At 64.9% G+C, this 25,261-nt stretch carries 23 protein-coding genes and 1 other RNA gene; 5 read left to right on the top strand and 19 right to left on the bottom strand.

Annotation, left to right across the window (positions count from 1 at the left end):
- Positions 1 to 46: 46 nt before the first annotated feature.
- The 13 genes from H0P51_RS07580 to prfB form a co-directional block, all read right to left on the bottom strand.
- Positions 47 to 472 carry a hypothetical protein gene (locus H0P51_RS07580; RefSeq protein ID WP_180917347.1) on the bottom strand — a complete coding sequence of 142 codons (426 nt, stop codon included), beginning with the start codon at positions 470 to 472 and terminating at the stop codon, positions 47 to 49.
- Entirely contained in the window at positions 465 to 2,513 is a 2,049-nt protein-coding gene (locus tag H0P51_RS07575) for a hypothetical protein (protein WP_246398458.1), read from the bottom strand. The genes H0P51_RS07580 and H0P51_RS07575 overlap by 8 nt, the downstream gene beginning before the upstream one ends.
- Before the next feature lie 32 nt (positions 2,514 to 2,545).
- Positions 2,546 to 4,240, bottom strand: a complete 1,695-nt coding sequence (locus H0P51_RS28375; RefSeq protein ID WP_246398457.1) for a hypothetical protein — start codon at positions 4,238 to 4,240, stop codon at positions 2,546 to 2,548.
- Positions 4,237 to 5,712, bottom strand: a complete 1,476-nt coding sequence (locus H0P51_RS07560; protein WP_180917345.1) for a tyrosine-type recombinase/integrase — start codon at positions 5,710 to 5,712, stop codon at positions 4,237 to 4,239. The genes H0P51_RS28375 and H0P51_RS07560 overlap by 4 nt, the downstream gene beginning before the upstream one ends.
- Positions 5,713 to 5,815: 103 nt before the next feature.
- Positions 5,816 to 6,183: a transfer-messenger RNA gene (gene ssrA, locus H0P51_RS07555) on the bottom strand.
- Positions 6,184 to 6,306: 123 nt separating this feature from the next.
- Entirely contained in the window at positions 6,307 to 7,269 is a 963-nt protein-coding gene (locus tag H0P51_RS07550; RefSeq protein WP_180917344.1) for a coiled-coil domain-containing protein, read from the bottom strand.
- A 173-nt stretch (positions 7,270 to 7,442) separates the two neighbouring features.
- On the bottom strand, positions 7,443 to 8,288 hold the full coding sequence (locus H0P51_RS07545) for a maleylpyruvate isomerase family mycothiol-dependent enzyme (RefSeq protein WP_180917343.1): 846 nt from the start codon (positions 8,286 to 8,288) through the stop codon (positions 7,443 to 7,445).
- A gap of 31 nt (positions 8,289 to 8,319) precedes the next feature.
- Positions 8,320 to 8,820, bottom strand: a complete 501-nt coding sequence (gene smpB / locus H0P51_RS07540) for an SsrA-binding protein SmpB (RefSeq protein WP_180917342.1) — start codon at positions 8,818 to 8,820, stop codon at positions 8,320 to 8,322.
- A 2-nt stretch (positions 8,821 to 8,822) separates the two neighbouring features.
- Complete coding sequence (ftsX, locus tag H0P51_RS07535; protein ID WP_180917341.1) at positions 8,823 to 9,719, bottom strand: permease-like cell division protein FtsX; 897 nt, start codon at positions 9,717 to 9,719, stop codon at positions 8,823 to 8,825.
- Positions 9,720 to 10,412, bottom strand: a complete 693-nt coding sequence (ftsE, locus tag H0P51_RS07530; protein ID WP_180918807.1) for a cell division ATP-binding protein FtsE — start codon at positions 10,410 to 10,412, stop codon at positions 9,720 to 9,722.
- Between the two features lie 44 nt (positions 10,413 to 10,456).
- Positions 10,457 to 10,948 carry an Rv3103c family proline-rich protein gene (locus H0P51_RS07525; protein WP_180917340.1) on the bottom strand — a complete coding sequence of 164 codons (492 nt, stop codon included), beginning with the start codon at positions 10,946 to 10,948 and terminating at the stop codon, positions 10,457 to 10,459.
- Positions 10,945 to 11,937 carry a mechanosensitive ion channel family protein gene (locus H0P51_RS07520; protein ID WP_425488970.1) on the bottom strand — a complete coding sequence of 331 codons (993 nt, stop codon included), beginning with the start codon at positions 11,935 to 11,937 and terminating at the stop codon, positions 10,945 to 10,947. The genes H0P51_RS07525 and H0P51_RS07520 overlap by 4 nt, the downstream gene beginning before the upstream one ends.
- Entirely contained in the window at positions 11,927 to 13,042 is a 1,116-nt protein-coding gene (prfB, locus tag H0P51_RS07515; protein WP_180917338.1) for a peptide chain release factor 2, read from the bottom strand. The genes H0P51_RS07520 and prfB overlap by 11 nt, the downstream gene beginning before the upstream one ends.
- Positions 13,043 to 13,163: 121 nt before the next feature.
- Between prfB and H0P51_RS07510 the strand changes: the two genes are divergently transcribed.
- Positions 13,164 to 14,534: an FAD-dependent oxidoreductase gene (locus H0P51_RS07510; protein ID WP_180917337.1), complete on the top strand. Its 1,371-nt coding sequence runs from the start codon at positions 13,164 to 13,166 to the stop codon at positions 14,532 to 14,534.
- Here the strand turns inward: H0P51_RS07510 and H0P51_RS07505 are convergent, their stop codons facing one another.
- A complete protein-coding gene (locus H0P51_RS07505; RefSeq protein WP_180917336.1) occupies positions 14,535 to 16,127 on the bottom strand; it encodes an FAD-binding oxidoreductase in 1,593 nt (530 codons plus the stop codon).
- A 10-nt stretch (positions 16,128 to 16,137) separates the two neighbouring features.
- The gene (locus H0P51_RS07500) at positions 16,138 to 16,341 is read right to left on the bottom strand and encodes a hypothetical protein (RefSeq protein ID WP_180917335.1); all 204 of its coding nucleotides are present in this window, start codon (positions 16,339 to 16,341) and stop codon (positions 16,138 to 16,140) included.
- Between the two features lie 171 nt (positions 16,342 to 16,512).
- Here H0P51_RS07500 and H0P51_RS07495 point away from each other — a divergent pair, with 171 nt between their 5' ends.
- Together H0P51_RS07495 and H0P51_RS07490 are read left to right on the top strand one after the other, a co-directional pair.
- On the top strand, positions 16,513 to 17,502 hold the full coding sequence (locus H0P51_RS07495; RefSeq protein ID WP_180917334.1) for an Acg family FMN-binding oxidoreductase: 990 nt from the start codon (positions 16,513 to 16,515) through the stop codon (positions 17,500 to 17,502).
- Positions 17,499 to 17,927, top strand: coding sequence for a pyridoxamine 5'-phosphate oxidase family protein (locus H0P51_RS07490; protein WP_180917333.1), 429 nt, complete (start codon positions 17,499 to 17,501; stop codon positions 17,925 to 17,927). The genes H0P51_RS07495 and H0P51_RS07490 overlap by 4 nt, the downstream gene beginning before the upstream one ends.
- 15 nt (positions 17,928 to 17,942) lie before the next feature.
- Here the strand turns inward: H0P51_RS07490 and H0P51_RS07485 are convergent, their stop codons facing one another.
- Positions 17,943 to 18,362: a group III truncated hemoglobin gene (locus H0P51_RS07485; RefSeq protein WP_180917332.1), complete on the bottom strand. Its 420-nt coding sequence runs from the start codon at positions 18,360 to 18,362 to the stop codon at positions 17,943 to 17,945.
- Between the two features lie 164 nt (positions 18,363 to 18,526).
- Here H0P51_RS07485 and H0P51_RS07480 point away from each other — a divergent pair, with 164 nt between their 5' ends.
- On the top strand, positions 18,527 to 19,525 hold the full coding sequence (locus H0P51_RS07480; protein ID WP_180918806.1) for an Acg family FMN-binding oxidoreductase: 999 nt from the start codon (positions 18,527 to 18,529) through the stop codon (positions 19,523 to 19,525).
- Here the strand turns inward: H0P51_RS07480 and H0P51_RS07475 are convergent.
- The 3 genes from H0P51_RS07475 to H0P51_RS07465 are packed head-to-tail and all read right to left on the bottom strand — an operon-like array spanning position 19,505 to position 22,700.
- Complete coding sequence (locus H0P51_RS07475; protein WP_180917331.1) at positions 19,505 to 21,232, bottom strand: GAF domain-containing sensor histidine kinase; 1,728 nt, start codon at positions 21,230 to 21,232, stop codon at positions 19,505 to 19,507. The two genes, H0P51_RS07480 and H0P51_RS07475, sit on opposite strands and share 21 nt — an antisense overlap.
- Positions 21,225 to 21,875 carry a hypoxia response regulator transcription factor DosR/DevR gene (gene dosR / locus H0P51_RS07470; protein ID WP_180917330.1) on the bottom strand — a complete coding sequence of 217 codons (651 nt, stop codon included), beginning with the start codon at positions 21,873 to 21,875 and terminating at the stop codon, positions 21,225 to 21,227. The genes H0P51_RS07475 and dosR overlap by 8 nt, the downstream gene beginning before the upstream one ends.
- 27 nt (positions 21,876 to 21,902) lie before the next feature.
- Positions 21,903 to 22,700, bottom strand: a complete 798-nt coding sequence (locus H0P51_RS07465; RefSeq protein ID WP_180917329.1) for a universal stress protein — start codon at positions 22,698 to 22,700, stop codon at positions 21,903 to 21,905.
- A gap of 234 nt (positions 22,701 to 22,934) precedes the next feature.
- On the opposite strand from H0P51_RS07465, the gene H0P51_RS07460 reads away from it, so the two are divergent.
- A complete protein-coding gene (locus H0P51_RS07460) occupies positions 22,935 to 25,259 on the top strand; it encodes a nitric-oxide reductase large subunit (RefSeq protein WP_180917328.1) in 2,325 nt (774 codons plus the stop codon).
- Positions 25,260 to 25,261: the final 2 nt, after the last annotated feature.

The following is a 25,261-nucleotide window of genomic DNA, read 5'->3' as shown; positions in this document are numbered from 1 at the left end:
GAACGACATCGTCTTGCGCAGACCCGAGTTTGCACTTTCCGGCAGGTCACTCCCCACCCCGCCCCCGCCGGATTCGCGTGACGAGTTCGATTTCGGGCCGCTCGATTTCGGCGTCAAGGTGCCGCGCGAACAGTGCGATGGCGAAGCGGTCGAGCTGGTTGTGTAGGTCGCGGTTCGTCTGGCGCAGTTCGGCTATGGTCTGCCGGTCGTTGCGAGCAGCGGCCGCGTTCAGGCTTTCGCCTCTGGTCAGATTCGCGGTGAGCTGCTCGAAACGGCTATTGAGCCGGTACAAGCTGTTCTCGATTCGGTCCTGCACGAACGCGCGGGCGACGGCGTCGTGGCTTCTGCCGGTGATGGCTTCGATCTGCCGTTTGGTGCGTGGCATGTCAGCGCTGTTCTCGATGGTGTTGATGGCATCGGCGATGGCCTGCATCACGGCGTCGCTGACACGCTTCCGCGTAGGGCTAGGCATGTTTGTTCTCCTGATCCAAGTCGTCGTAGAGGTCGTCTGGGTCGTCGGCGGTGGCGAGCTCGCGGCGGATGCGGGCGAGGTTTGCGCGGTCTCGGCGCATCTGCTCGATGAGGGCCGGGTGGCCGCGCTGCTGATCGAGGTAAGTGTCGATGCGGTCGATGGCACTGGCGATCACGCCGACGTGCGCTGGCCGCAGTAGGGCGTTGGTGCAGTCGACGCCGACACACACGTGGTCACCGAGTTTTGGGCGGTCGCCGCCGCAGCTACTGGTTGCGGGATTCCACATGCAGTCGTTGGTGAGCCCCAGGTGAAGTCGCTCGGCAAGCGTCTCGGTGAGTCGATCGGCGCGGTCGGGGTTAGTGATGACCTGTGCGCGGAATCCCTTGACGTGGTGCGCTGCTGGCCCGGCCACTGGGCTGTCGTCCTGCAGCAGGGCGGCGGCGTCGCGGTGCAGGACGCGTTTACGTTCGTCGTCCATGAGGCGCACGGCGCGTTGTTGTCCGTCGCTCATGTACCCGGTGCTCATTCGCCAAGCGCTGTGTCCCAGTTGGATTCCTAGTCCGAGTTCGGCTCCTGGGCGGGTGGTGGCGAAGACGCTGAACGCACGTCGGAGGGAGGTCGCGTTGATGGCTTGGCCTTTCGGGATCGCGATGTGCTCCAGTCCGAGTCCCCTTCCGCGTCCGGGTCGGTGTGCTGGGTCATCGTTGATGAACGCGATGAGCCTGGCGATGTCACGGCTGGGTAGGTAGGAGCCAGCGTTGCCACTGCGGCGGGCGAACAGGTGCGTGTCGTGCCTGGCCAGGTTGCCGAGCACCTCTACCGTCCGAATGACGGGTTGAGGTGCCCACCACGTTCGGCGCTCACCGTCAGGATGGTCGTTGCCCTTGTGCTGGATGCTGCGTAGGGCGTCGAGTCCGTCCTTGGTGGTGTGGCTGTCGCGTGTCAGTTCCTGGATCTCGCTGTCGCGCATGCCGGTAAGACTGGCGATCAGGACGTAGCAAGCAGCGCGGAGCACGCTTTCGAGATACTCGGTTTCGCCGAGGCCCAACTCCTCCACCCACGTGCTGCTTGTCCCGTCCGGGTGGGAGACGACGGCAGTCGGCACGTGCAGTCCTCCGAAAGTCGCCCGCTGCGGGTCGGCCGCAGCGGTTGCGATGAGTGCCGTGGCATCCGGCATGTACTGGTGGCTCGCCCGGTTGAGGACGTTGGCGTTGATGCCGAGGAGTTTTTCTAGCAGTGTCGTATTCGGCTCTCCTCGTTGGTGTTTGGTGCGGCCGAACCCGGTATGCAGGGGTAACAGACCGCGCTGCTCGGTCCAGTCGAGCAAGGCGTTGTACGCGTTGGCTCCAGCTGGTCCTCGTGGCTCCTTCGGAAGCGCAGCTCGAGTATCGGCCGCCGCGATAATGTCATCGCTGAATCGGTCGACGATGACCCATGATGCGGTGATGAGCGGCGCCCAGGTCTCCCACGGGAGGGGCGGCGTGGTGTTCTCAGTGTGCGTGACTTCACCGCTGACGCTGGAAGCGCTGCGGCCAGCCCAGGGGAAGAAGGAAAGCGCGTCGGGCAGAACTGCCTGGCACTCTCGCAGCAACCGCAAGGTGGTGACGTACCCACGGATACTCGTCGCGGTGAGTCCGACGCCGCCCACGCGGTGCTGGCCAGTGCGGAGGTCATCGAGGAAACGATCGGCGTCGGCTTGAGTCCAGTCGGCGAAGCGGGCGGTTCCGTTGTCCTCGGACCACTTGGCGATGACGACGAGCTTGCGAAAGCAGTCGTATAGCCCTGCTGGTGTTGTTCCGTGGCCGCGGCGGATGACGCCCGCCTCTACGACGACTTCGCGGTCGGGGGCTGCGACCGTCATGAGGATGTTCTTGACGGTCATGCGGTGCACATCCGGAGCGCTGGCGAAGTGAATGTAGCGCTCTCCCATGTTGACCCGGTTGGCCACAAGGGCGAGATCCCATGGGTCGTCGCCGTATTGCGGGCCGTCGGCAAGGTGGGGCCAGATGCGCACCTCCGCGGTGAAGGGGTTCCTCCACAATGCTGGGGATTCTCGCGGGGATCTTCTGGCCGTCACGATGCCGGTGCTTCCGGGACGCCACGCATGTCGTTGAGAACGCCTGCGTCGATCGGTGTCAGGTTCGCTTGCTGGCGGGCTCGCTGGATCTGGTCAGGGCTGAAGGCCGGCAGGACCACCTCGGTGATGGTGTCGTAGATGGGTTTCCAGTGCGTCTGCCAGGTTCGTGGGTCGGCGGCGCGATCGGGATGTGTCATGTCCTGGATCGCGAGGGCGGCCGGCAGGTGGTGCAGGGTGATGAGCGCGTTCGGGCATGCGAAGCAGGTGCCGGTGATCGACTTGGTGCAGACGGTGCCTTTCTTCTCGTAGGGGCTGTCGAGGGGGTCGCGGCATCCGGTGTGGGGTCCGTCGAGTTGGCCGGCCACTAGAGCGCTGGCCGTGTCTGGGTCAAGGCCTGGTGCGTCGGCACCGGCTCGGATGGCTTGCTCAGCGTCCGGCGTGACGATGGTCGGACCGTTGACGGCGCTGTCGAACATGTCGTTGACGCTGTCGATGAGAATGCGACCGGCCTTGGCGCGCAGAACCGAACTGTTGGTGTAGTGGCCGAAGAAGGTCTTCGCCGAGTGGCGGCGGCCATTGGCCAAATAGGCCCTGGGGTCGGCAAGCACCTCGCGGGTGGTGGCAACCTTACGCAGCCGCGCCCAATGGTTCGGCCCCGACAGCGGAAGACCGTTCCGCTCCGCGATCTCAGAGAGCCGATAGATCGCGCGCTGCCACGGTGGTTGCCTCACCGTTCCGCGAGTGTCCTTCATGAGGATCAGGGGCAGATGGCCGGATTCCGAACGAGCCGCAGCGTTGAGCATCAGTGCCCAGCGAAACGCGGTGAAGGGCGCTGTGTCGCGGCGGCCATATACCTCGTCGTAGGTCTCGTGGGCGCGGTTCTTGGTGTATCGGACGCGGAGCAATTCGATGAGGTCGTTCTCGGCGAGGTAAGCGAGTCTGTCGACCGGCGACAGCGCGGCCAATGAGTCTTCTACTTCGGTTGTGGCGGTGGCCTCGATGTCGTGAATTGTCAAAGCACGGAGTACTTCTGGTGGTTCGCCGGTTGCAAGACTGAGGAGCACATGCGTGGCGGTCTGGACGTCGATGTCGGTGATGCCGCGGCCTGGCTGAGTCAGGGCACTCTTCGCCTTCTGGTAAGCCCAGCGGCGCCACGCTCGGATTTCCTCCGGGCTCAGGGGCGGCAGTCCATCGTTGCGGTGATGCCATAGGCGCGGTTGTCGCGCTAACCGGTCCGCGACCTCCTTGTGAAGCGAGCCTGGGTGGTCGTCTTCGTGTCTGCGGAGAAGGGCGAAGACATGGACGACTTTGCGATAGGCGGTGTCAGATTTGGCTTCTCGATGCCGCGCCAGCATGTTGAGTTCCCACAGGTCCAAATGTGAGCGGCGCAAGTCGCGCACGGCGAATTTGGACTTGGCGTCGTCGGTCAATGGCAACAGACCGATCGACCGCAGTAGATCCAGAAGACCCGTTGTGAGTGATCGTTCATTGCGGCCGAACTCGGTAAGCACTTGGAGCCACGTCACAGCAAGCTCGCCCGCAAGAACCGGCGTATCGAAGGTGGCCGGGTCAATGGTCACTGCCAGTTGATCGTCGTAGTCGGTCCACTCGAAGGTGAACTTGCCGTCGCACGGTGTCGTCGGCGTCGCAGAGCTATCGGGCACATCGGGTGTGGAGTAAGAGCCCCTCATTGAACGTCTCCGTCGACGAGATCGACGTCTGATTCCCAGTCGTCCTCGATGGACTCAGGATCCGGGCCGGGATCGGAATCGGTGTGTCCTACGACGTCGGCTGCGGTTCCCGCGAGGGCGGCCGGAACGTCTTCGGTCCATGTTTCTGCGGCGTGGAGGTAGTGCATGGTGGTCTGCACACTGGCGTGGCCGAGCAGTTCCTTGACGGTCAGTACAGGGTTTGCCAACAGCAGGTACGGGTCTCCTGCCCGGGATCGCCCTTCTTTCATGAGCGCGGCCAGCATCCGGACCGCGTACGAGTGCCGCATCGTGTGCGGCGTGACGTGAACGTGGCGGGGCGGTTGTTCCGGGTGGCCGGATTGGCGGACTCGGTCTCGCGCGTCAGCGAAGAGTTGGTTCCAGCGTTCGAGACCGGGTGGGAGTCCACTGCGGGAGACGAACAACGCAAGTGGATCGATGGTTCCGTCATCGCGGAAGCGAACGGCTTTGGCCCGGTCCTTGTTGGTGAAACGGACCAGCGGAATGCGCTGGGAGCCTGTGGCGACATAGAGCTTTCCCCGCCGCTCGATCAGGTCGTCGACCACCAGCAGAGAGCCGTCGCGGATCTTGGTCCGGAGGCCGCGTTGGGCCGCCTGCACGACCCGGTGCCGTTCCGTCCGGCGGTAGAGGTCGGTGGCGCGGGCTACATGCGCGGTGATGTAGATGGATCGGACCACCTGCTTCTTGCCCAGCCGATCGAAGACGTGGATGGACTCGGATCCCATCGTTTCCGGGACCGGCACCTCGGCGTCGAGGAGAAATGCACACTCCTCACGGCGTAGACCGGTAGTTGCGAGCAACAGCCCGTACACGTAGTCCCGTTCGGGGTAGCCGGGCGCACTCGCCGGGTCGCAGCCGTCACCGCGCATGCCGATGTCCAGGAAGTGTCTGGTCTGGGCCGCCTTAAGGAATCGTGCGCGGTGATCGCGCCGCTTGTGGGAAATCAGGGTGTTGCGGTTATTGCGGCCCCAGCGAGGGATCGGATCTTTCGCCATCCAGCCGACCTCGACTGCGAAGTAGAAGAACGAGGAGAAGCAGCCGAATTCCGTAGCCAGTGTGGTGTCTTGGACTTCCGCCTGGCGGGCATCGCGGTAAGCCGTCATGTCCTCAGTCGTTGCCGCGGTGAGGTCCACCAATTCCCCGCGACGGCGCGCTCGGATAAACCGCAGCAGCCGCGTGAGGTGGTAGGCGTGGAAGCTCCGGAGGCTGTCGAGGTCGTAGGCGCGTTGACGCCACGCGGTCAGCAGGTAGGTGTTGAGTCGGTCGCAACCGTTCAGTGAGCCATCGTCGTCGACGATGAACGGCAGTCCGTCGGGGACATCGTGCCGGTCGAGCGTCTGCGCAACTGATGACCACGGCAGCGATGCCGCGCCGTCGGGAGCGCGCAGTGTTTCGCCCGCATCGGCGCTTCTCTGGACGACGACTATCCGCATACAGAGACCTCCTTGCCGACTGTGCATCCAGTGGTACTCCACGGGTATGACACTTCTGCTCGTCGGCAAGGAGGTCTCGAATATGAAGTTATCTGGGTACTACTGGTGGAGCTGCCGGGAATCGAACCCGGGTCCTACGGCATTCCCTCAAGGCTTCTCCGTGCGCAGTTCGCTATGCCTCTACTCGGATCTCCTGGTCACGCGAACAAGCCAGGATGACGATCCCAGTCGCTGTTAGTGTCCCGATGAGCCCCGCGACCGAACTCATCGGTTGATCCCTCTAGCTGATGCCGGGGTCCGGGGCGAGGGCGTTCCCGGTCCGACAGACTAGCTGTCGCTTAGGCAGCGAGAGCGTAGTCGCGCTGATGTGAATCGGCGCTTAATTGGTTGCATCGACGCTTACGGTGGTCTCTTGCCTGCACCGGCACGCTTCCCTTGATTCGATGCGCGAAGTCGAAACCGTTCAGCCCCTCGCATCCCTGCCGATTTCCGGCAGGACAACTCATGGTACGCCGCGCACAACCGGTGGCAACGCGTTTTTGTTCCCAAGGGCTCGTGCGCCCCGTACGGCCCGGGACACACGAGCGGGGCCGCTTAGCTGATGCCGACGACTTCCTGGGCGATGGCTGCCACCCGAGTCTGAGCCGCCGAGACGATGCGCTGGCGGTTCTTGTGGGCCTCTTCGTAGGCGATGATCGCCCGCAGGTCCTCGGGAGCTTCAAGCTCCTTTACCGCCGCGATCGCGTCACTGACATTGAGTTCGTCGTAGTCGGCGATGGGAAGTTCGGCGGCGTCCAGCACACCGGCTGCGGTGCGCCCGTAATGCAGCACGTCGGCCGCCCGGTCAGCGCCCTCACGGCGCGTCACTTTTTCTGCGGCCTCGAGCGCGGCGTCGCGGGACGCGGTCAGCGCCTTCGCGGCGATCTCGGTGGCGTTGCCGCTGCGTTCGACCAGTTCGTTCAGCGTCGGTCCGGCAGAACGGAGTGCTTCGAAGGCCTTGTCGAGACCGCGGACCGACCAATTGACCGGCAGGTTGACCAGCTTCACCGCAGTACCGGCGGCGGCTTGCAGGGGTGTGCGGCGCAGTGCTGCCGGACCGCCGAGCGCGTCTTCGGCGAGCACCGTGGTCAGCCAATCGACTGTGGCCGAGTGCGCGGTGATCAGACGATCCGCCAAGTTCTCGATGTTTTTGGCCTTCGCGGCGACGGCCAGCGCCTTGGCGTATCGCGCGCGGTCCAGAAGCTGATCCTCAAGTGCAAGGTCACCCAGCAGCGCCTCGTCGAACGGTTGCGCCTGCTCGGTTAGCGCTTTGACGACCGCGGCAGCGCGCCCCAGCAGCGGCCCGATGACATCGGGGAATCCGCCCAGATCGCGGATCGCACCTTCGATTGCTTCCGCACGCTCACGCCCGTTGCCGGCGTTTTGCTGCAGTTCACGGCGTACTGCCTCAGTGCGTGCCTGGGCGACGCGGGTTTCGGCGATCTGGATTTCGGTGTTGGTCAGATCGAGCAGGGTTCGCAGCTGCGCAAGCAGTCTGGTTGTATCCGTTGCAGTCATTACGGTTGTAACCTCCAAATGTTGACTTGTGGCGGTGACGCCAATGGCGGGCCCTGTTAGATCGACTACCCACCAATTCCGCAAGCCCAACATGTGCGGCAATGTTGTGAGATATCCCGCTGGCATCGCACCCACTCGGTAGAGGGACAACCGCCGCTTCGCGAAAGAAGCTGTCAGATAACGAAATTCAAGTTCTCGACGATCCGTGCCGCCACGTCCCGGTCACCCTGCAGCTCCACGTCCTGACTGCGCGCCGGGCACAGGGGCCGCCCGCCAGCCAGGCGGGTGAACTGCAACGCATCCACCCGGATCGTCGCGGTCGGCTCGGCGTCACCGAAGTCGTCGACTACCCGGGCGCGACCATCGACGCTGACCCGCACCGAACGCGCCAGAGGGCCGGTGAGGTCCAACAGCACCCGCGAGCCCTCAGGGGCTTTGCCGAGCTTGCCGACCACGAACCCCATGGAGCCCGCAATCTCGTCGAGCGACAGCCGTGCCGCCGGTCCGTCCAGTTCCTCATCCGCAGGTGGCCGCCGCAGTCCCACCCGAATGTCCTGCTCGTGCATCCAGCAGTCGAACACCCGGATCCGCATGAACCGTCCGTAGCTGTCCGGGCCCGCGGGGGTGAAGGACTGCGCGTTCCACTCATCCTCGGACATGTTCTGAAGAACCTGGCGTCGAGCCGCGGTCACGTCGCGGAACCGCTGCAGTACCTGCACTCCGGGTTCTCCGCGCAGGTGACGCACCCAGCACTCGTTTAAGGCGCCGATGTCGTTGCGCACATGGTCGAGGGCCTTGACGTCGACGTCTGGTTCTGGCGCCGGAACACCGGAAAGGAAGGACTCGGTGCCGACGATGTGCGACACCACAGCCTTGACGTCCCAGCCGGCCAGCGCGCTCGGCGCCCGCCACTGCGTCTCGGCCACGCCGTTCAGCAGCGTGTCCAGGTCGTCCCACACGGCGAAAAGACCACCGAGCACGTCGGACTTGTCGAGCAGGGTCAGAGGTCGGTCGGCCATGCTCGGATAGTAGGCCCGCCGTCGTGAACGGTCATGAACCCATCCCCTTGGCCCGTCGGCCCAGCTCGCGGACCACCTCACGCTGCGCGTCCCGCTTGGCCATGTCCTGACGTTTGTCGTGCGCCTGCTTGCCCCGCCCCAGCGCCAACTCAACCTTGACCTTGCCCTCGAAGAAATACATCGACAACGGCACCAGTGCGTAGTTGCCCTCGCGGATCTTGCCGATCAGCGTGTCGATCTGGCGCCGGTGCAGCAGCAGCTTGCGATTGCGCCGCGGCTCGTGGTTCGTCCAGCTGCCATGCCGGTATTCCGGGATGTGTACGTTGCGGAGCCAGATCTCGCCGTCGTCAACCGTGGCGAACGCATCGACCAGCGACGCATGCCCCTCACGGAGGCTTTTCACCTCGGTCCCCTGCAGCGCCACGCCAGCCTCGAACACCTCAAGGATCGAGTAGTTGTGCCGGGCCTTGCGGTTACTGGCGATGATCTGCCTGCCGTCGGCACGTCGCTTGGACTGCGACTTTTGGGCCATGGCTACCGCCGTATGTAGAGGCGCAGCGTGGTGTAGGCCGTCAACCCCGACATCGCCACCCCCAGTGCCAGCAGGATCAGCGATACCGGGAAGAAGATGTCACCGTAGTCCACTCGGGCGATCAGGTGGGCGTTGTAGAACTCGCTTAGCGCGTCTTCGAGGAACCACGCGCGCACCGCGATCAAGCCCAGGATCGCAATCACCACCCCGATCGTCGCGGCGAACACCGCCTCCACCAGGAACGGCAACTGGGTATACCAGCGGCTGGCGCCCACTAATCGCATGATGCCGATCTCGGTTCTTCGCGTATAGGCGGCTACCTGCACCATGTTGGCGATCAGCAGGACGGCCCCGATCGCCTGTACCAGCGCCACCGCGAACGCAGCATTACTCAAGCCGTCCAACACCGCGAACAGCCGGTCGATCAGCTGTTTCTCGTTGAGGGTGCCGCGCACGCCGGGCTGGCCCTCCATCGCAGCGGCGAATTCGGTGTGCTGGTCGGGACTGTTGAGTTTGACGATGAACGACGCCGGAAAGGAGTCCTTGCCGGCGTATTCCTTGAACTCCGGGAACTTCTTCATCGCCGAGGTGTAGGCGGCTTCCTGGTTGACGAACCGCACCGCCTTGACGTCCTGCCGGCTCTCGATCTTGTTGCGCAGCGCCTTACACACCGCACCGCTGCAGTCGGGGTCGTTGGCCGAGATGTCCTCGGTGAGGAACACCTGCGTCTCGACGCGGTCCAGATAGATGGCCCGCGATTTGTCGGCGAGCCGAACCATCAGCAGACCGCCGCCGAACAGACCGATCGAGATCGCCGTCGTGAGGATCATCGCGATCGTCATGGTGACATTGCGGCGAAGCCCCGTAAGAACCTCGTTGACCAGAAATCCGAAGCGCACTTAGCGATCCATCCCGTAGACGCCACCCTGCTCGTCGCGAACCAGTCTGCCCAGCGACAACTCGACCACACGTTGGCGCATCGCGTCCACGATGTTGTGGTCGTGGGTGGCCATCAGGACCGTCGTCCCGCCGATGCGGTTGATTTTCTCCAACAAATCCATGATGTCCTTACTGGTGTCCGGGTCCAGGTTGCCGGTGGGCTCGTCGGCCAGCAGCACCAACGGCTTGTTGACGTACGCGCGGGCGATCGCCACCCGCTGCTGCTCGCCGCCGGACAGCTCATGAGGCAGCCGGTTGGCCTTGCCCGACAGACCCACCGTCTCAAGCACTTCCGGCACCACCCTGTTGATGGTGTCGGCGCGCCGGCCGATGACCTCCAGCGCGAACGCGACGTTGTCGTACACAGACTTCTGTTGGAGCAACCGGAAGTCCTGGAAGACGCAGCCCATCACCTGCCGCAACTTGGGCACATTACGGCCGCGCAGCTTGTTGACATGGAACTTCGACACCCGGATGTCACCGGACGTCGGTGTCTCCGCCGCCAGAAGCAGCCGCATGAACGTCGACTTGCCCGAACCCGATGGACCGATGAGGAAGACGAACTCACCCTTGTCGATCTTGACGTTGATGTCATCCAAGGCCGGACGCGCCGACGATTTGTACTGCTTGGTGACATGTTCCAGGGCAATCATCACGGCACGCCAGTGTAGCGGTGTGTCTGAGCACCGCGCGAAAGTCAGCGTCCGGGTGGCGTGGACGTGGGCGTTGGGGCCTGCCCAGGCAGCGGTTGCTGGGGCAGTTCAGTCGGGCTCGGAGACGGCGAAGACGTCGCTGGACAGAACGGCGGCGGCAGCAGACACGGCAACGGCGGCGGGAACGCCGGCGTGGTGGTGGTCGTCGTCGGTGGGGGCGGCGGCGGGGTGGTCGTCGGCGTCGACGTCCGGGTCGGCGTGTAGGTGGGCGTGTCCTGCGGTCGCTGCTGCACCCGGGTTCGCGGCACCCAGGTGTAGTTGGGGTCCGGCACGTAGCCGGGCGGCACGAGTTGCGGCGTGTTGCTGGGTGCCGTCGCTGGCTCCGGGCGGTAAGTGTCGTAGGTCCACCACAGCGCGAAGAACAGCACGATCAACACGATCGTCGAGGTACGGATGCGGCCGCCGAACAGGTGAAGGGGTGTGCGCCGCTCTTCTTTTGGACGGGGCTTGTGCAGCAGGTTCAGGTCGAGTTTCATCGCTGCTTCACCTGATCCGCGGCCTTCTCGGGTTCGGTCACCTCGCTGGGGTCACTGATCCCGGCGTCGTCGACGACCCCGACCGTCGCATCCGCAGCGGTGACGATTCCTGCCCGGGCGAGCGCCCGGATGACCAGCACCCGTAGTTGGCGACCGGCCTCGAACTGCTTGCCCGGCAGCGTGCGGGCCACCAGCCGCAGGGTGACGGTGTTGATCTCGATGCTCTCCACCCCCATCACAGTGGGTGCGTCCAGTAGCAGTTCCCCCAGCAGCGGGTTGTCCAGGGCGCGCTCGCATTCCTGGTGCAACACCTCATTGACTCGGTTGAGGTCGGCGTTGGTCGACACCGGGATGTCCACCACGGCGCGTGCCCAGTCCTTGGACAGGTTGATGGTTTTGACGATCGAGCCGTTGGGAATGGTGTACAGCTCGCCGTCCGAGGAGCGCAGCCGAGTGACCCGCAAGGTCACGTTCTCCACGGTGCCCCGCGCTTCGGCCGCGATCCCCGACACGGTCAGCGATACCAGGTCACCGAAGCCGTACTGCTTCTCGACGATGATGAAAAAGCCCGAAAGTAGGTCCTTCACCAGCTGTTGGGCACCGAAACCGAGTGCCGCACCTAATACAGTGGCCGGCGCGACGAGGCCACCGACGGAAAACTGCAGCACGTCGGCGATCTGCATGATCACCACGATCGAGATCAGAACGATCGATACCCACGAGATCACCGACGCGACCGCCTGCCGGTGCTTGGTCGCCTCCGAGCGCACCAGTGCGTCGCTTTCGGCGAAACCCTCGTCGAGTTGGCGGGTTACCCGTTGGGCCACCCAGTTGACGAACCGGGCGGCCAGCATCGCGGCGATGATCAGCATGGCGACCCGCAGGCCCCGAGTGAGGATCCACTCCCCGATGTGGCCGCGCCAGAAGTCGTGCCAGCGCTGCGCCGCCGTGGCGAGGCTCATGGCTGAATACGTTGTATTAATCGTCATCTTTTCGGTTGCGCCACCTGATCCCTGCCTCCAGGAACCCGTCGATGTCTCCGTCCAAGACAGCCGCAGGATTGCCCACCTCGTACTCGGTGCGCAGATCTTTGACCATCTGATAGGGGTGCAGTACATAGGACCGCATCTGGTTGCCCCAGGAGCTGCCGCCGTCGCCTTTCAAGGCATCCAGCTCCGCGCGCTCCTCGGAACGCTTGCGCTCCAACAACTTTGCCTGAAGCACTCGTAACGCCGAAACTTTGTTCTGCAGTTGCGACTTCTCGTTCTGGCAAGTAACGACAATACCGGTCGGGATATGCGTGAGTCGAACCGCCGAGTCGGTGGTGTTGACCGATTGGCCGCCGGGGCCGCTGGAGCGGTAGACGTCGACGCGAATGTCTCCCTCGGGGATTTCGATGTGGTCGGTGGTCTCCACCACGGGCAGCACTTCGACCTCCGCGAACGACGTCTGCCGTCGGCTTTGGTTGTCGAACGGGCTGATCCGCACCAGCCGGTGGGTGCCCTGTTCGACCGACAATGTGCCGTAGGCGAATGGTGCGTGCACGGCGAAGGTGGCGCTTTTGATCCCGGCTTCTTCGGCGTAGGACGTGTCGAATACCTCGACGCCGTATTTGTGCTGCTCAGCCCAGCGGATGTACATCCGCATCAGCATCTCGGCCCAGTCGGCGGCGTCGACTCCGCCCGCTCCTGAGCGAATTGTGACCAATGCCTCACGTTCGTCGTACTCGCCGGAGAGCAAAGTCCGCACTTCGGTGGCTTCGATGTCGGCGCGCAACGCCTTGAGTTCGGCGTCGGCCTCGGCGCGCGCGGACTCGGCGGCCGGCCCATCCTCTTCCTCGGCCAGTTCGTAGAGCACCGGCAGATCGTCGAGGCGCTGCCGCAACTCCTCGATGCGGCGCAGCTCCCCCTGCGTGTGGGACAACTCGCTGGTTACTTTCTGCGCGTGAGTCTGGTCGTCCCACAGGTTCGGGTCGGACGCCTGCTGCTCGAGTTGCTCGATCCGGCTCTTCAGACCCGCCACGTCTAGCACCCGCTCAACCGTGGTCAGAGTGGAGTCGAGGGCGGCGATATCGGCTTGACGGTCAGGTTCCACAGGCGACAACGTTACCGGCACGGCGGTCTAGCATCAGGAGACCAGTGCACCGCACGACTGCGACGCTCAGCCCAGGCTCAGCCCCCTTGCGCCGCAGCCGGGCACGAACAGAAAGCGCGAGATGCGTCCCTATCACGTTGCGATCGTCGGCTCCGGTCCGTCAGGATTCTTCGCCGCCGCTTCCCTGCTCAAGGCCGCCGACGCCGCCGACGACGTCGAGGTGGCCGTCGACATGCTGGAGATGCTGCCTACGCCGTGGGGTCTGGTTCGGTCCGGTGTCGCCCCCGATCATCCCAAGATCAAGTCGATCAGCAAACAGTTCGAGAAGACCGCAGCCGACGAGCGGTTCCGCTTCTTCGGCAACGTGGTGGTAGGCGAGCACGTCGAGGCCGGTGAACTGGCCGCGAAGTACGACGCGGTGATCTATGCCGTGGGCGCCCAGTCCGACAAGCCGTTGAACATTCCCGGAGAGGACCTCCCGGGCAGTATCTCCGCAGTCGACTTTGTCGGCTGGTACAACGCGCACCCGCACTTCGAGGAAAAAACCCCGAACCTGTCCGGGGCGCGGGCGGTGGTCGTCGGCAACGGCAACGTGGCCATCGACGTCGCGCGGATTCTGGTCACGGATCCTGATGTGTTGGGCCAGACCGATATCGCCGATCACGCGCTGGAGTCGCTGCGCCCCAAAGGGGTCGACGAGGTGGTGATCATCGGGCGGCGCGGCCCGTTGCAGACGGCTTTCACCACGCTGGAACTGCGCGAGCTCGGTGAGCTCGAAGGCGTCGACGTGATCGTCGACCCGGCTCAATTCGACGGCATCACCGACGAGGACGCGGAGGCTGCCGGCAAGACCACCAAGCAGAATATCAAGGTGCTGCGCGGCTATACGGAACGCGAGCCGCGGCCCGGCCATCGGCGAATCGTGTTCCGCTTCTTGACATCTCCAATCGAAATCAAAGGCACCGACCGCGTCGAGAGCATTGTGCTGGGCCGCAATGAGTTGGTCACCGACGAAACCGGTTGGGTCTCAGCCAAAGACACCGGTGAGCGCGAAGAGCTTCCCGTTCAGCTGGTGGTCCGCTCCGTCGGCTATCGCGGCACACCCACTCCCGGGTTGCCGTTCGACGACAAGCGCGGCACCATCCCGCACACCGACGGCCGGATCCGAGATAGCCGCAACGAATATGTCGTCGGCTGGATTAAGCGCGGACCGACCGGAGTGATCGGCACCAATAAGTCCGACTCGCAGGAAACGGTGGACACGTTGCTCGCCGACCTGGCCGCTGCGGCCGCGCAGGGCAATCTGCCCGAATTCGCCGGCGATCACCGCGACCAGCTCGCCAGTTGGTTGAGCGAACGTCAGCCCAGGGTGATCACCTCGGCGCACTGGGAGGTCATCGACAGTTTCGAGCGGGCGGCCGGGGAGCCGCACGGGCGCCCGCGGGTGAAGCTGCCCAGCCTGGCCCGGCTGCTGCATGTCGGGCACGGCTGATCACGGATCGAAAAGCACTCCGGGATTGAGGATCCCGGACGGGTCCAGAGTGTGCTTGACGGCGCGCAGCGCCGCCGCGAACGGGCCCGGACGTTGCCGGTCGTACCAGGGACGGTGGTCGCGGCCCACGGCGTGGTGATGGGTGATGGTGCCACCGGTGGTGCTGATCGCTTCGGAGACAGCCGCTTTCATCTCGTCCCACTGCGCGTCCAGGGAGCCCCACCGGCCCGCGGCGTAGATGCCGTAATAAGGCGCCGGGCCGTCGGGGTAAACGTGGGTGAACCGGCAAGTCACCACGCCGGTGCCGCATACCCTCTTGATCGCGGCCTGGGCGGCGTCGGTCACCGCGGCATGCAGATCGTCGAATCCGTGCCAGGTGCAAGCGGTTTCGAAGGTCTCGGCGATGACGCCGCGGCGCGCCAACGCATCCCGCTGATAGGGCATCCGCAGAAACGCCGAGCGCCAATTCTCCGAGGCATCGCCGGCGTCCCGTTCGGCGTTGTCGCCCGCGGCGTCTCGGCTGCGGCGCGCAATGACATTACCTCCGTGTTCGGCGGCGATCTCCAACGCCCGGTTGAGCCACGGGTCGATCGGGTGGTCCGCGGATTCGAAAGCCAGCACCAGTAACCCGCCGGTGACCGGAGTGCCGGCATTGAGGAAAGCCTCGGCCGGATCGAGCAACCGGCAGTTCGCCGGAAACAGGCCCGCTTGCGCGACGGTCCGGGTGGCGGCGACCGCCGCGCTCCAGTTGTCGAACGCCACCGACGCAGTGACCTGCCAGCGCGGCCGGTTCTGCAGCCGCATCCACGCCTCGGTGATCACGCCGAGGGTGCCTTCCGAGCCGATGAACAGCCGGTCCGGGGACGGGCCCGCGCCCGATCCGGGCAGTCGTCGCGACTCGCTGATTCCGGTGGGCGTGACTACGCGCACTGACTCGGTCAGGTCGTCGATGTGGGTGTACAGGGTGGCGAAGTGTCCGCCGGCACGGGTGGCCAACCAGCCGCCGAGGCTGGAGAATGCGAACGACTGCGGAAAGTGCCGCAACGTCAGGTCGTGCCGGCGTAGTTGGTCTTCGATCCACGGGCCGAGCGCGCCCGCCTGAATCCGCGCGGCGCGGCTGACCTGGTCGACTTCGACCACCGCGCTCATCGCGCTGATATCCAGCGTGACGGCGGGTTCCTCGAAGCGCGGCTCCACCCCACCCACCACCGAACTGCCGCCGCCGTACGGGATGACCGGAATCCGTTCGCGCGCACACCAATCCAACACATCGACGACTTCCTGCTCGCGCCTTGGCCGCACGACCAGATCGGGCAAATGATTCAGGCGGCCTTGCAGGTTGCGCGCCACATCGCGGAACGCCTTGCCGCGGGCGTGGCCGGCCCGATCGACGATCTGCGGTGAGCACAGCGCGGCCAGCGTCGACGGCGGGGTGATCCGCGGTCCGGGCAGGCCGAGCGCGGCCGGATCTGGCGGCCGATGGTCGGTTAGGTCGTGGCCGGGCAACATCGCCGCCACGCGCGCCACCAGATCTCTTGTCTCCTCCTCGGTGAGGGCACCCTCAAGCGTCCCCCAGCCCCACCACGAACGCATGTCGGCGGTGTCAGCGCTTGAGCAGGACGACGGCGCCGGCGGCAACCACCAACACCAGCGCCAACAGAATGCCCCAGCCAGTGCCGGCGAAAATCCAGGTGAGGGCCACCAGCGCGATCAGCGGTGAGGCCGCGAACAACACGATCCCCGGGTTCTGCCTGATCACCGCCAGCGCACTCTTGGCCCGGATCGGGTCGATTTCCTTGCCTGCCATCCGTTCAGAATGCCAGGTCAGCAGCACAATGCAAGCGCGACGACGCGGCTTTCGCAGATCCAACTGATCCACGCGACCGTGCCGCGATCCAGATCCAGTTCGGCACAACGCGTTTGACGTGATGACCAAAGCCCCTATCGTCCCGCGACCGGCCTTCGTATGGTCATCGGCATGGACACAGAGGTCCTGCGGACCGCCATCCGGCTGGCCGGCCGGGCGCCGTCGGTGCACAATAGCCAGCCCTGGAAGTTCGTGGCCGAGGGCGATGCAATTCATCTGTTCGTCGATCGTTGCCGAACCGTGCCTGCCACAGACCATTCCGGCCGCGAAACGCTCATCAGCTGCGGTGCCGTACTCGACCATCTGCGCATCGCGATGCAAGCCCTCGGCTGGGACTCGCACACCACCCGCTTTCCCAACCCCGGCAATGCCGGCCATCTGGCCACTGTCGACTTCACACCGACCGATCACATCATGCGGGTACAGCGCAATCGCGCCAAGGCGATTCTGCACCGTCGAACCGATCGGCTGCCGCTGGACCGACCCGCATTCTGGGACTGGTTCGAGCCAACCCTGCGCAACACGGTCGGCGGCGACGTCGCCACCATCGACGTGCTCGCCGATCACCACCGACGACAACTAGCCGACGCGTCGCGACTTACCGCGTCGTTGCGTGTTGACGATCCGTCCTATCACGCCGAACTAGATTGGTGGACTTCGCCATTCGTCTTGTCCGAAGGCGTGCCGCCGTCCGCACTGGCCTCCGACACCGAAAGCCTACGGGTTGGCGTGGGCCGCGACTTCCCGGTCCGGGGCCACCAGGACAGACGCCCCGAGATCGCCGCGGACTGGTCGAAAATCGTTGTGCTGTCGACTCCCCAGGACACCGCGGCTGACGTACTGCGGTGCGGCGAGGTGCTCTCGACGGTACTGCTGGAATGCACCATGGCCGGCATGGCGACCTGCACACTGACCCATTTGATCGAAACCGAACAAGGCCGCGACATCGTGCGCAGGCTGATCGGCGGGAGTGGTGAGCCGCAGGCCCTGATTCGGGTCGGAATTGCCCCGCCGATGGAATCCCCCGCCCCGCCCACACCACGACGACCGCTCGATGCCGTGCTTGAGATCCGCCAGATACAAGATAGGTTGAGCCGATGACCGACGAGCCGTTCACCGTCCTGTCAGCAAATGAGAGTTGGGGCCTGCTGGGCACCGCTGCGCTGGGGCGCCTGGTGACCAACTTTGCCGGCGAGCCGGAGATCTTCCCGGTCAACTATGTCGTGCAGGGCAACAGCGTCCTGTTCCGCACGGCCGAAGGCACCAAACTGTTCTCGGCCGTGGGAAACCACACCGTGCTCTTCGAGGCCGACGACCACAACGTCGCCGAAGGCTGGAGTGTGATCGTGCGAGGACGCGCGCAGCTGTTGAAGAGCGACGCTGAGATCCAGGAGGCCGACCGGGCGGGGCTCTACCCGTGGATCGCGACGCGCAAGCCCAATTACGTTCGCATCACCGCCACCGACATTACCGGCCGCCGTTTCGTTTTCGGCCCGGAACCCGACGGTACCGAGACGGTCGCCTAAGTATCAAAGCGGGTATCAGCGCACAAGCAGGGCGTCGAGTTCGGGCGCATCGAAGCCGTTGAGGCGGCGATGCATCGCCCAGGCGATCCGGCCGGCCTGAATCTTGGCCCGCTCGGCCGCGGGCCCAGAGTACATCTCGTCGACTGTTTCACACCACAGCGTCAGCCAACGGGCGAAATGATTTGCAGTCAGCGGTGTCCGGAGATGGATATCGCGATGCACGTTCAGCGCGCTGCCGTGGTAGAGCCCGGCGCGAAACAGTACGGTCTCCCAGAAATCGGCCATGGTCGGAATGTGCGCATCGAGTCCGGTCGCGCGCAGGTCGGCGAAGGATTCGTACAGGGCGCCGTCGGCCAGGGCACGGGCATAGAACCGGTGCAGCAGCGCCTCGACATCGGCGCGGTCGACCAGTTCGTTGTCAATTCCTGTTGTCATCGCGGCACCAGCAGTCCATGAAATCCAGTATTGCCCGGTGAGAGTCGCTCCGAGCAGGGCCAAAGGTCCCACGCCGCCAGGGCTTCATGCCCTGCCGCCGCAGCCCTGCGCGGACGATCCTTGAAGCAATGACCACTGTGATCGACAGGAGAGGCCCGGCAGCGATGAACGCCCGATTTCCGGATGCCGACACGCTGCGGACGGTGCTCACCCTGGCCACCCGCGCGCCTTCGATCCACAACACGCAGCCATGGCGATGGCGGGTGGAGCCCACCAGCCTGCAATTGTTCTGCGAACCCGACATGCAATTGCAGAGCACCGACCCGGACGGGCGTGACCTGATCATCAGCTGCGGTGTCGCGCTGCATCATTGCGTCGTCGCACTTGCGTCAATGGGGTGGCACGCGAAGGTCAGCCGGCTTCCCGATCCCGACAATCCTCGTCACCTGGCCGCCATCGAGGTGGTGGCGCAGGTTCCCGACCAGAGCGACATCGCGCTGGCGGCTGCCATTCCGCGACGGCGCACTGACCGGCGCGCATACAGTTCCTGGCCCGTGCCGGGTGGCGACATCGCTCAGATGGCGGCCCGCGCGGCCCGCTGCGGGGTCATGCTGCGCCAGGTCGGATCGCTACACAGAATGAAAAGTATTGTAGCGCAGGCTGTTTTAGACCATATGACCGATGACGCGTACATGCGTGAACTGACCACCTGGAGTGGCCGGTTCGGCTCGGTGGCCGGGGTCCCGGCCCGAAACGCGCCTCAGTCGGACCCTGCCGCCCCGATTCCGGGTCGGCTGTTCGCCGGCGCCGGACTCGCTCAGCCGTCGGGGATCTCCCCCGCCGACGAGGGCGCCGCACTGCTGGCGCTGGGCACCGAGCGAGACGACAGGCTGGCGCGCCTGCGCGCCGGCGAGGCGACCAGCGTGGTGCTGTTGACCGCCACGGCGATGGGCCTGGCCTGCTGCCCGATCACCGAGCCACTGGAGATCCAGGAAACACGCGACGCGGTGCGCGCCGACGTGTTCGGTGCCGGCGGGTACCCGCAGATGCTGCTGCGGGTCGGCTGGGCTCCGGTCAATGCCGATCCGCTGCCCGCAACGCCCCGGCGCCGGCTGGTGCGCGTTGTCGACTGGCCCGAACAGCTATTGGAGGAGCGGCGCTGACCAGCGCAGCAGCGTGCCCCCCGTGGGCTGGTTTGCGACGCTGAACTCGCCACCGAGCTGCTCCGCGCGCCGGCGCAGGTTGGTCAGTCCGCTGGTGGTCAGACCCTCGGCTTCCAGGTCCGGTATGCCACGGCCGTTGTCGCTGACCTCGATGGTCAGATCGTCCTCCACCCTGATCCGCACGGTCAACGTGGTGGCGTGCGCGTGCCGGGCAGCGTTGCTGACGGCTTCGCGCACCACCGCCTCGGCGTGGTCGGCCAGTCCGCTGTCGACCACCGACAACGGCCCGGTGTAATGCACGGTGGTGCGCAACCCCGATCCGGCGAACTGCCCGACCGCGGCATCGATCCGCTGGCGCAACCGGGTAATGCCCTGCGACGCCCCGTGCAGGTCGAAGATCGTGGTCCGAATTTCTTGAATCACCGCCTGCAGGTCGTCGACTGCCTCTGAAAGTCGTTGCTGCACTTCGGTTTCTCGGGTGCGCGGTACAGTACCCTGCAGCGACAGCCCGACGGCGAACAGTCGCTGGATCACGTGGTCGTGCAGGTCTCGCGCGATGCGATCGCGATCGGCCAGCACGTCGAGTTCACGCATCCGGCGCTGTGAGGTGGCCAGCTGCAACGCCAGCGCCGCCTGGTCGGCGAAGGCGGCCATCATCTCAAGTTGTTCCCCGCCGAACGGTGCTGGACCGCCTTGGCGCAACAAAACTACGATGCCGGCGACGGTGTCGGCATCGGCGGCTTGCAACGGCAGCAGCAGCGCCGGGCCAGCTCCGGTCAAGCCGTCGACATCGATCAGGTCAAACCGGCGCGGCGCACCGTCGACGAGCACCTCGCCAAGGACCGTACCTGCGACAGAGATGTTCTCTCCCGCGACGAATTCCACTGCGCTGCCCACGGTCTCGATGACCAGCAGCTCGGTCACCTCGGCGGCCGGAATGCTCTCGTCTATCGGTACGGCAACCAGCGCCGCGTCGGCGTTCGTTAGCTTCATCGCCTCCTCGGCGACCAGCCGGAAAACGGTGGCCGGTTCGGTGCCCGACAGCAGTTCAGTGGCGATGTCGCGGGTGGCTTCGATCCAGGACTGGCGAGCCTGTGCCTGGTGATACAGCCGGGCATTGGCGATAGCGATACCGGCCGCCGCCGCCAGCGCCTGTACCAGCACCTCGTCGTCGTCGCTGAACGGTTGCCCGTTCTGTTTGTCCGTCAGGTACAGCGTGCCGAATGATTCACCGCGCACCCGAACCGGGACGCCGAGGAATGTTCGCATGGGCGGGTGGTGCGCCGGGAAGCCCACCGACGCCGGGTGTTGTGAAAGATCGTCCAGCCGTAGCGGTTTGGGCTCGTCGATGAGCAGGCGAATCAGACCCAAGCCCTCGGGCAGGTGACCGATGAGGCGGACTGTCTCCTCGTCGATGCCTTCGTGGACGAAGTTCAGCACGCGGTTGTCGCTGTCGTGCACCTCGAGGGCACCGTAGCGGGCGTCGACCAGTTCGGTCGCCGAATGCACGATCGTGCGCAGGGTGGCGTTGAGTTCCAGGCCCGAGGTCACCACCAGCATGGCCTCCAGGAGTCCGTCGAGGCGGTCGCGTCCCTCGACGATCTGCTCGACCCGGTCCTGCACCTCGGCCAGCAGCTCCCGCAGCCGCAGCTGGGACAGCGTCTGACGCAGCGGGTGCAGCCCGGGGTCGCCGGAGAAGCTATCCATTGCTGGGCGGCCGGGTGCGTTTCAGTTCCGTGGCGAAGACCGCGGCTTGGGTGCGGCGTTCCATCCCCAGTTTCGCCAGCAGCCGGGACACGTAGTTCTTCACCGTCTTCTCGGCGAGGAACATGCGGTCGGCGATCTGCTTGTTGGTCAAGCCCTCGCTGAGCAGGCTCAGCAGGGTGCGTTCCTGGTCGGTCAAGCCCGACAACGGGTCCGGACGCTCAGTAGCATCGCGCAGCTTGGACATCAGCGCGGCCGCGGCGCGATTGTCCAGCAACGACCGGCCGGCACCCACGTCTTTCACGGCGCGTGCCAATTCCATGCCCTTGATGTCTTTGACCACATATCCGCTCGCGCCGGCCAAGATGGCATCCAGCATCGCCTCGTCGGAGGTGTAGGACGTGAGGATTAGGCAACGCAGGTCGGGCATGCGGGACAACAGATCTCGGCATAGCTCGATGCCGTTGCCGTCGGGCAGCCGAACGTCGAGGACGGCTACATCGGGATTGGCGGCGGGTATTCTCGCCATCGCTTCGGCCACCGAGCCGGCTTCTCCGACGACATCGAGTTCAGGGTCGGCGCCGAGCAAGTCGATCAGGCCTCGTCGCACCACTTCGTGGTCGTCGACCAAGAAGACCTTTACCAAGCCACCACTCCTTTTGAGTCCCCGTGCCTACAAGTTCCCGCTCCGCACAGTCAATACCGAGGAACCCGCGTTGTAAACGCTGGACACCTGCGCGGCGTGCGCGTCGGTGACGAACAGCTGGCGCGGCTCGCCCTGATCGGCCATGTATCGCGTGGCTCCTCCCCGGACGATCTCCGACTCCACCTGCACGTCGGGGTAAAGCCGGGTCCAGCGGGCCAGCCGGCGCTCCAATTGTGCTTGAGCCAACGAGCTTTCCTCGCCACGCTCCCGGGTGCGATGCCCGCTTACGGAGATGGCACGAAGCGGAACGCGACGTAGCCGCGCCTCCTCGAACGCGTGTCGCAACACCGCACCATTGTCCACTTCGGCGACCACCCGTTTGATCTGGGGGGCGGCGGCGTCCGCCGACCGGTGGATGACCGCCACCGGGCACAGCGCCGACCCGGCTAGCGCGCCCGCGACCGAACCCTTGCCGCACCGGGCGTGGTTGATGCCCATCGAGCCGACGCAGATCATCGTTGCCGAGCGCGATTCGGCCATCAGCTTGTTCAGTGGCTTGCCCCAGAGGATCTCGGTTTCGATCTTGACCGGTGCGCCGGTGGCGTCGACCGCCCGGTAGGCGTCGTATAGGGCCGAACGCGCGGCGGCCTGCCGCACATCGAGAACGCTGGATCTGGCTGGCTGAATCGGATCGACCACATAGATCAACCGCAGTGGGATGTCGCGGCTGACCGCCTCGTCTACCGCCCACAGTGCCGCATACACCGCAGCCCGCGATCCGTCGATACCGACGACGACGGCCGGTCCCGGCTTGAGGTTCTTCATCGCCGTCTCCCTTCCATCCGTGCTCAATTCGAACGTTATTGCGCGTGACCTGCGTATCCCAGGGGCGTTGGTCCCCTGTCGAGTGCCATTGGTCCTCGAAATCGGTGAAATGGCCTCTTGCCACCGACGCCGAATACCCATTGGATATTCACCGGGCGCGCTGTAAAAATTCCGCGCAGCCGGCCCGGCGATCAGCCCATCGCCCAGATATTCGCCTAGACAGGAGTCCTGTGAATGGCTGTTCAAGACGTATCTTCGTCGCCCGATTCCGCTCACCCGTCGGCTCAACCACTGGTTGGGAAGGGGTGGATTCAGGGCGTCGCGCTGGTGATGATCTTCGGTTTCCTGGTGATGGGAATCCTGGCCTACCGGACCTACACGGCCGCGATGCCTATGCCGGACAAGGTGGTCAGCGAATCGGGACAGGTGCTGTTCACCGGGAATGACATCACCAAGGGTCAGGAGTTGTACCAAGCCCGCGGACTCATGCAGTACGGGTCGGTGCTGGGCCATGGCGCCTACCTGGGTCCCGATTACACCGCCGAATACTTGCGGCTGGCCACCGACGACGTCACCGGTCAGTTCCGCGCCGAAGGTATCGCCGACCCGCACGAACGGGTTGTCACCGAGTTCCGCACCAACCGCTACAACGCCGACACCAAGACGCTGGTGTTCACCAATAAGCAGACAACCGCTTTCGACCACATCATGGGCCACTACGCGGCATATTTCGGTGAGAATTCCACCAAGTACGGGTTGCTGCCGCAGCTGATTACCGACAAGACTCAAATTCGGCAGTTGACGGCATTCTTCGCCTGGACCGCTTGGGCCGCGGCCGCCGAACGCCCCGGCCACAAGTACACCTACACCAACAACTGGCCAGCCGAGCAGCGCGTAGACAACGGGCCGACCGCGGCGGTGATCGTGTGGTCGGCGCTGTCCCTGATCGCGCTGCTGGGCGGCATCGGGGTCATGTTCGCCGTCTACGGCCGTTGGAGTCAGAAGGTCGGCTGGCACGGGGCTGAGACCTCGACGCTGTCGTTCCGCCAACCCGGCGAGGTGCCGCTGACCCGGGCGCAACGTGCCTGCATCTGGTTCTTCGCGGTGGTGTCCGTGCTGTTCCTGGCGCAGACGTTGCTGGGTGCGGCAGCCGAGCACTACCGGGCCGACCTGTCCACGTTCTTCGGGCTAGACCTGGCCCGCGTCCTGCCCTACAACCTGGCCCGCACCTGGCATCTGCAGCTGGCGTTGTTCTGGACGGCGGCCGCATTCCTGGCCGGCGGTATCTTCCTGGTGCCGTTCATCGCGCGCCGCGAGCCCAAACGTCAAGGGCTGCTGGCCTACATCCTGTTGGGCGCGGTGGCGCTGGTGGTGTTCGGGTCATTGACCTGTGAAGCTCTGTCGATCTACGGAGTGATCCCCGAAGGCGGCCTGTTCTCCCAGCAGTGGGAGTATCTCGACCTGCCGAGGCTCTGGCAGATCCTGCTGGTGGCCGGATTGTTTATCTGGATCGCCATCATCTGGCGCGGGATGCGGGCCAGGCTCAAGGGCGAGTCGAAGATGAACATGCCGTGGTTGTTCTTCTTCTCCGGGCTGGCGATCCCAATGTTTTACGCCGTCGGGCTGCTAGCCACCAGCGACACCCATTACACCGTCGCCGACTTCTGGCGGTTCTGGGTGGTGCATCTGTGGGTCGAGGACTTCCTCGAACTGTTCACCACAGTGATGGTGGCCTACATGTTCGTGCTGCTGGGTGTGGTGCGCGAACGCATCGCGCTCGGCGTGATCTTCCTCGACGTGATCTTGTACTCGGCCGGCGGTGTCATCGGGACCATGCACCACCTGTACTTCTCCGGCACTCCGGTGGAACACATGGCACTGGGCGCGTTCTTCTCGGCGGCCGAGGTGATCCCGCTGACGTTCCTGACAGTTGAGGCGTGGGCGTTCCTGCAGTTGGGTGCACGCCAGCAGACCGGTGACGCAAACCCGTTCCCGCACCGCTGGGCGGTGATGTTCTTGGTGGCAGTCGGGTTCTGGAACTTCCTGGGAGCGGGCATCTTTGGGTTCCTGATCAATCTCCCGGTGGTGTCCTACTACCAGATCGGTACCGCACTGACGGCCAACCACGGCCACGCGGCCATGATGGGCGTCTACGGCATGCTCGCCGTCGGGCTGGCGATGTTCGCCTTCCGCTACGTCATTCCGGCCGACAAGTGGCCGGAGAAGCTGGCCCGAATCTCGTTCTGGTGCATGAACATCGGCCTGGCCTGGATGGTGTTCGTCACCCTGCTGCCGCTCGGTGTGATGCAGCTGTACCACTCCGTCGGCGACGGCTACTACGAGGCGCGGGCGCTCGGGTACATCACCAAGCCGGGCAACGCGGTGCTTGAATGGCTACGAATGCCTGGCGACATCATCCTGATCGTCGGCGGGGTGGTGCCGTTCGTCTGGATCGCCTGGACGGCGTTGCGCAACTTCCGCTCCGGCACCACCGTCGACGAATTGCCCGAGCACCCGCTGTATACCGAGGTCGAAGCGCAACCGGCGGCGAAGGACTGAGC

This window comes from Mycobacterium vicinigordonae (assembly GCF_013466425.1).
In the GTDB taxonomy this organism is placed as follows: domain Bacteria; phylum Actinomycetota; class Actinomycetes; order Mycobacteriales; family Mycobacteriaceae; genus Mycobacterium; species Mycobacterium vicinigordonae.
Note: the sequence above shows the minus strand (reverse complement) of the source record. Positions and strands in the feature narration are given on the sequence as shown.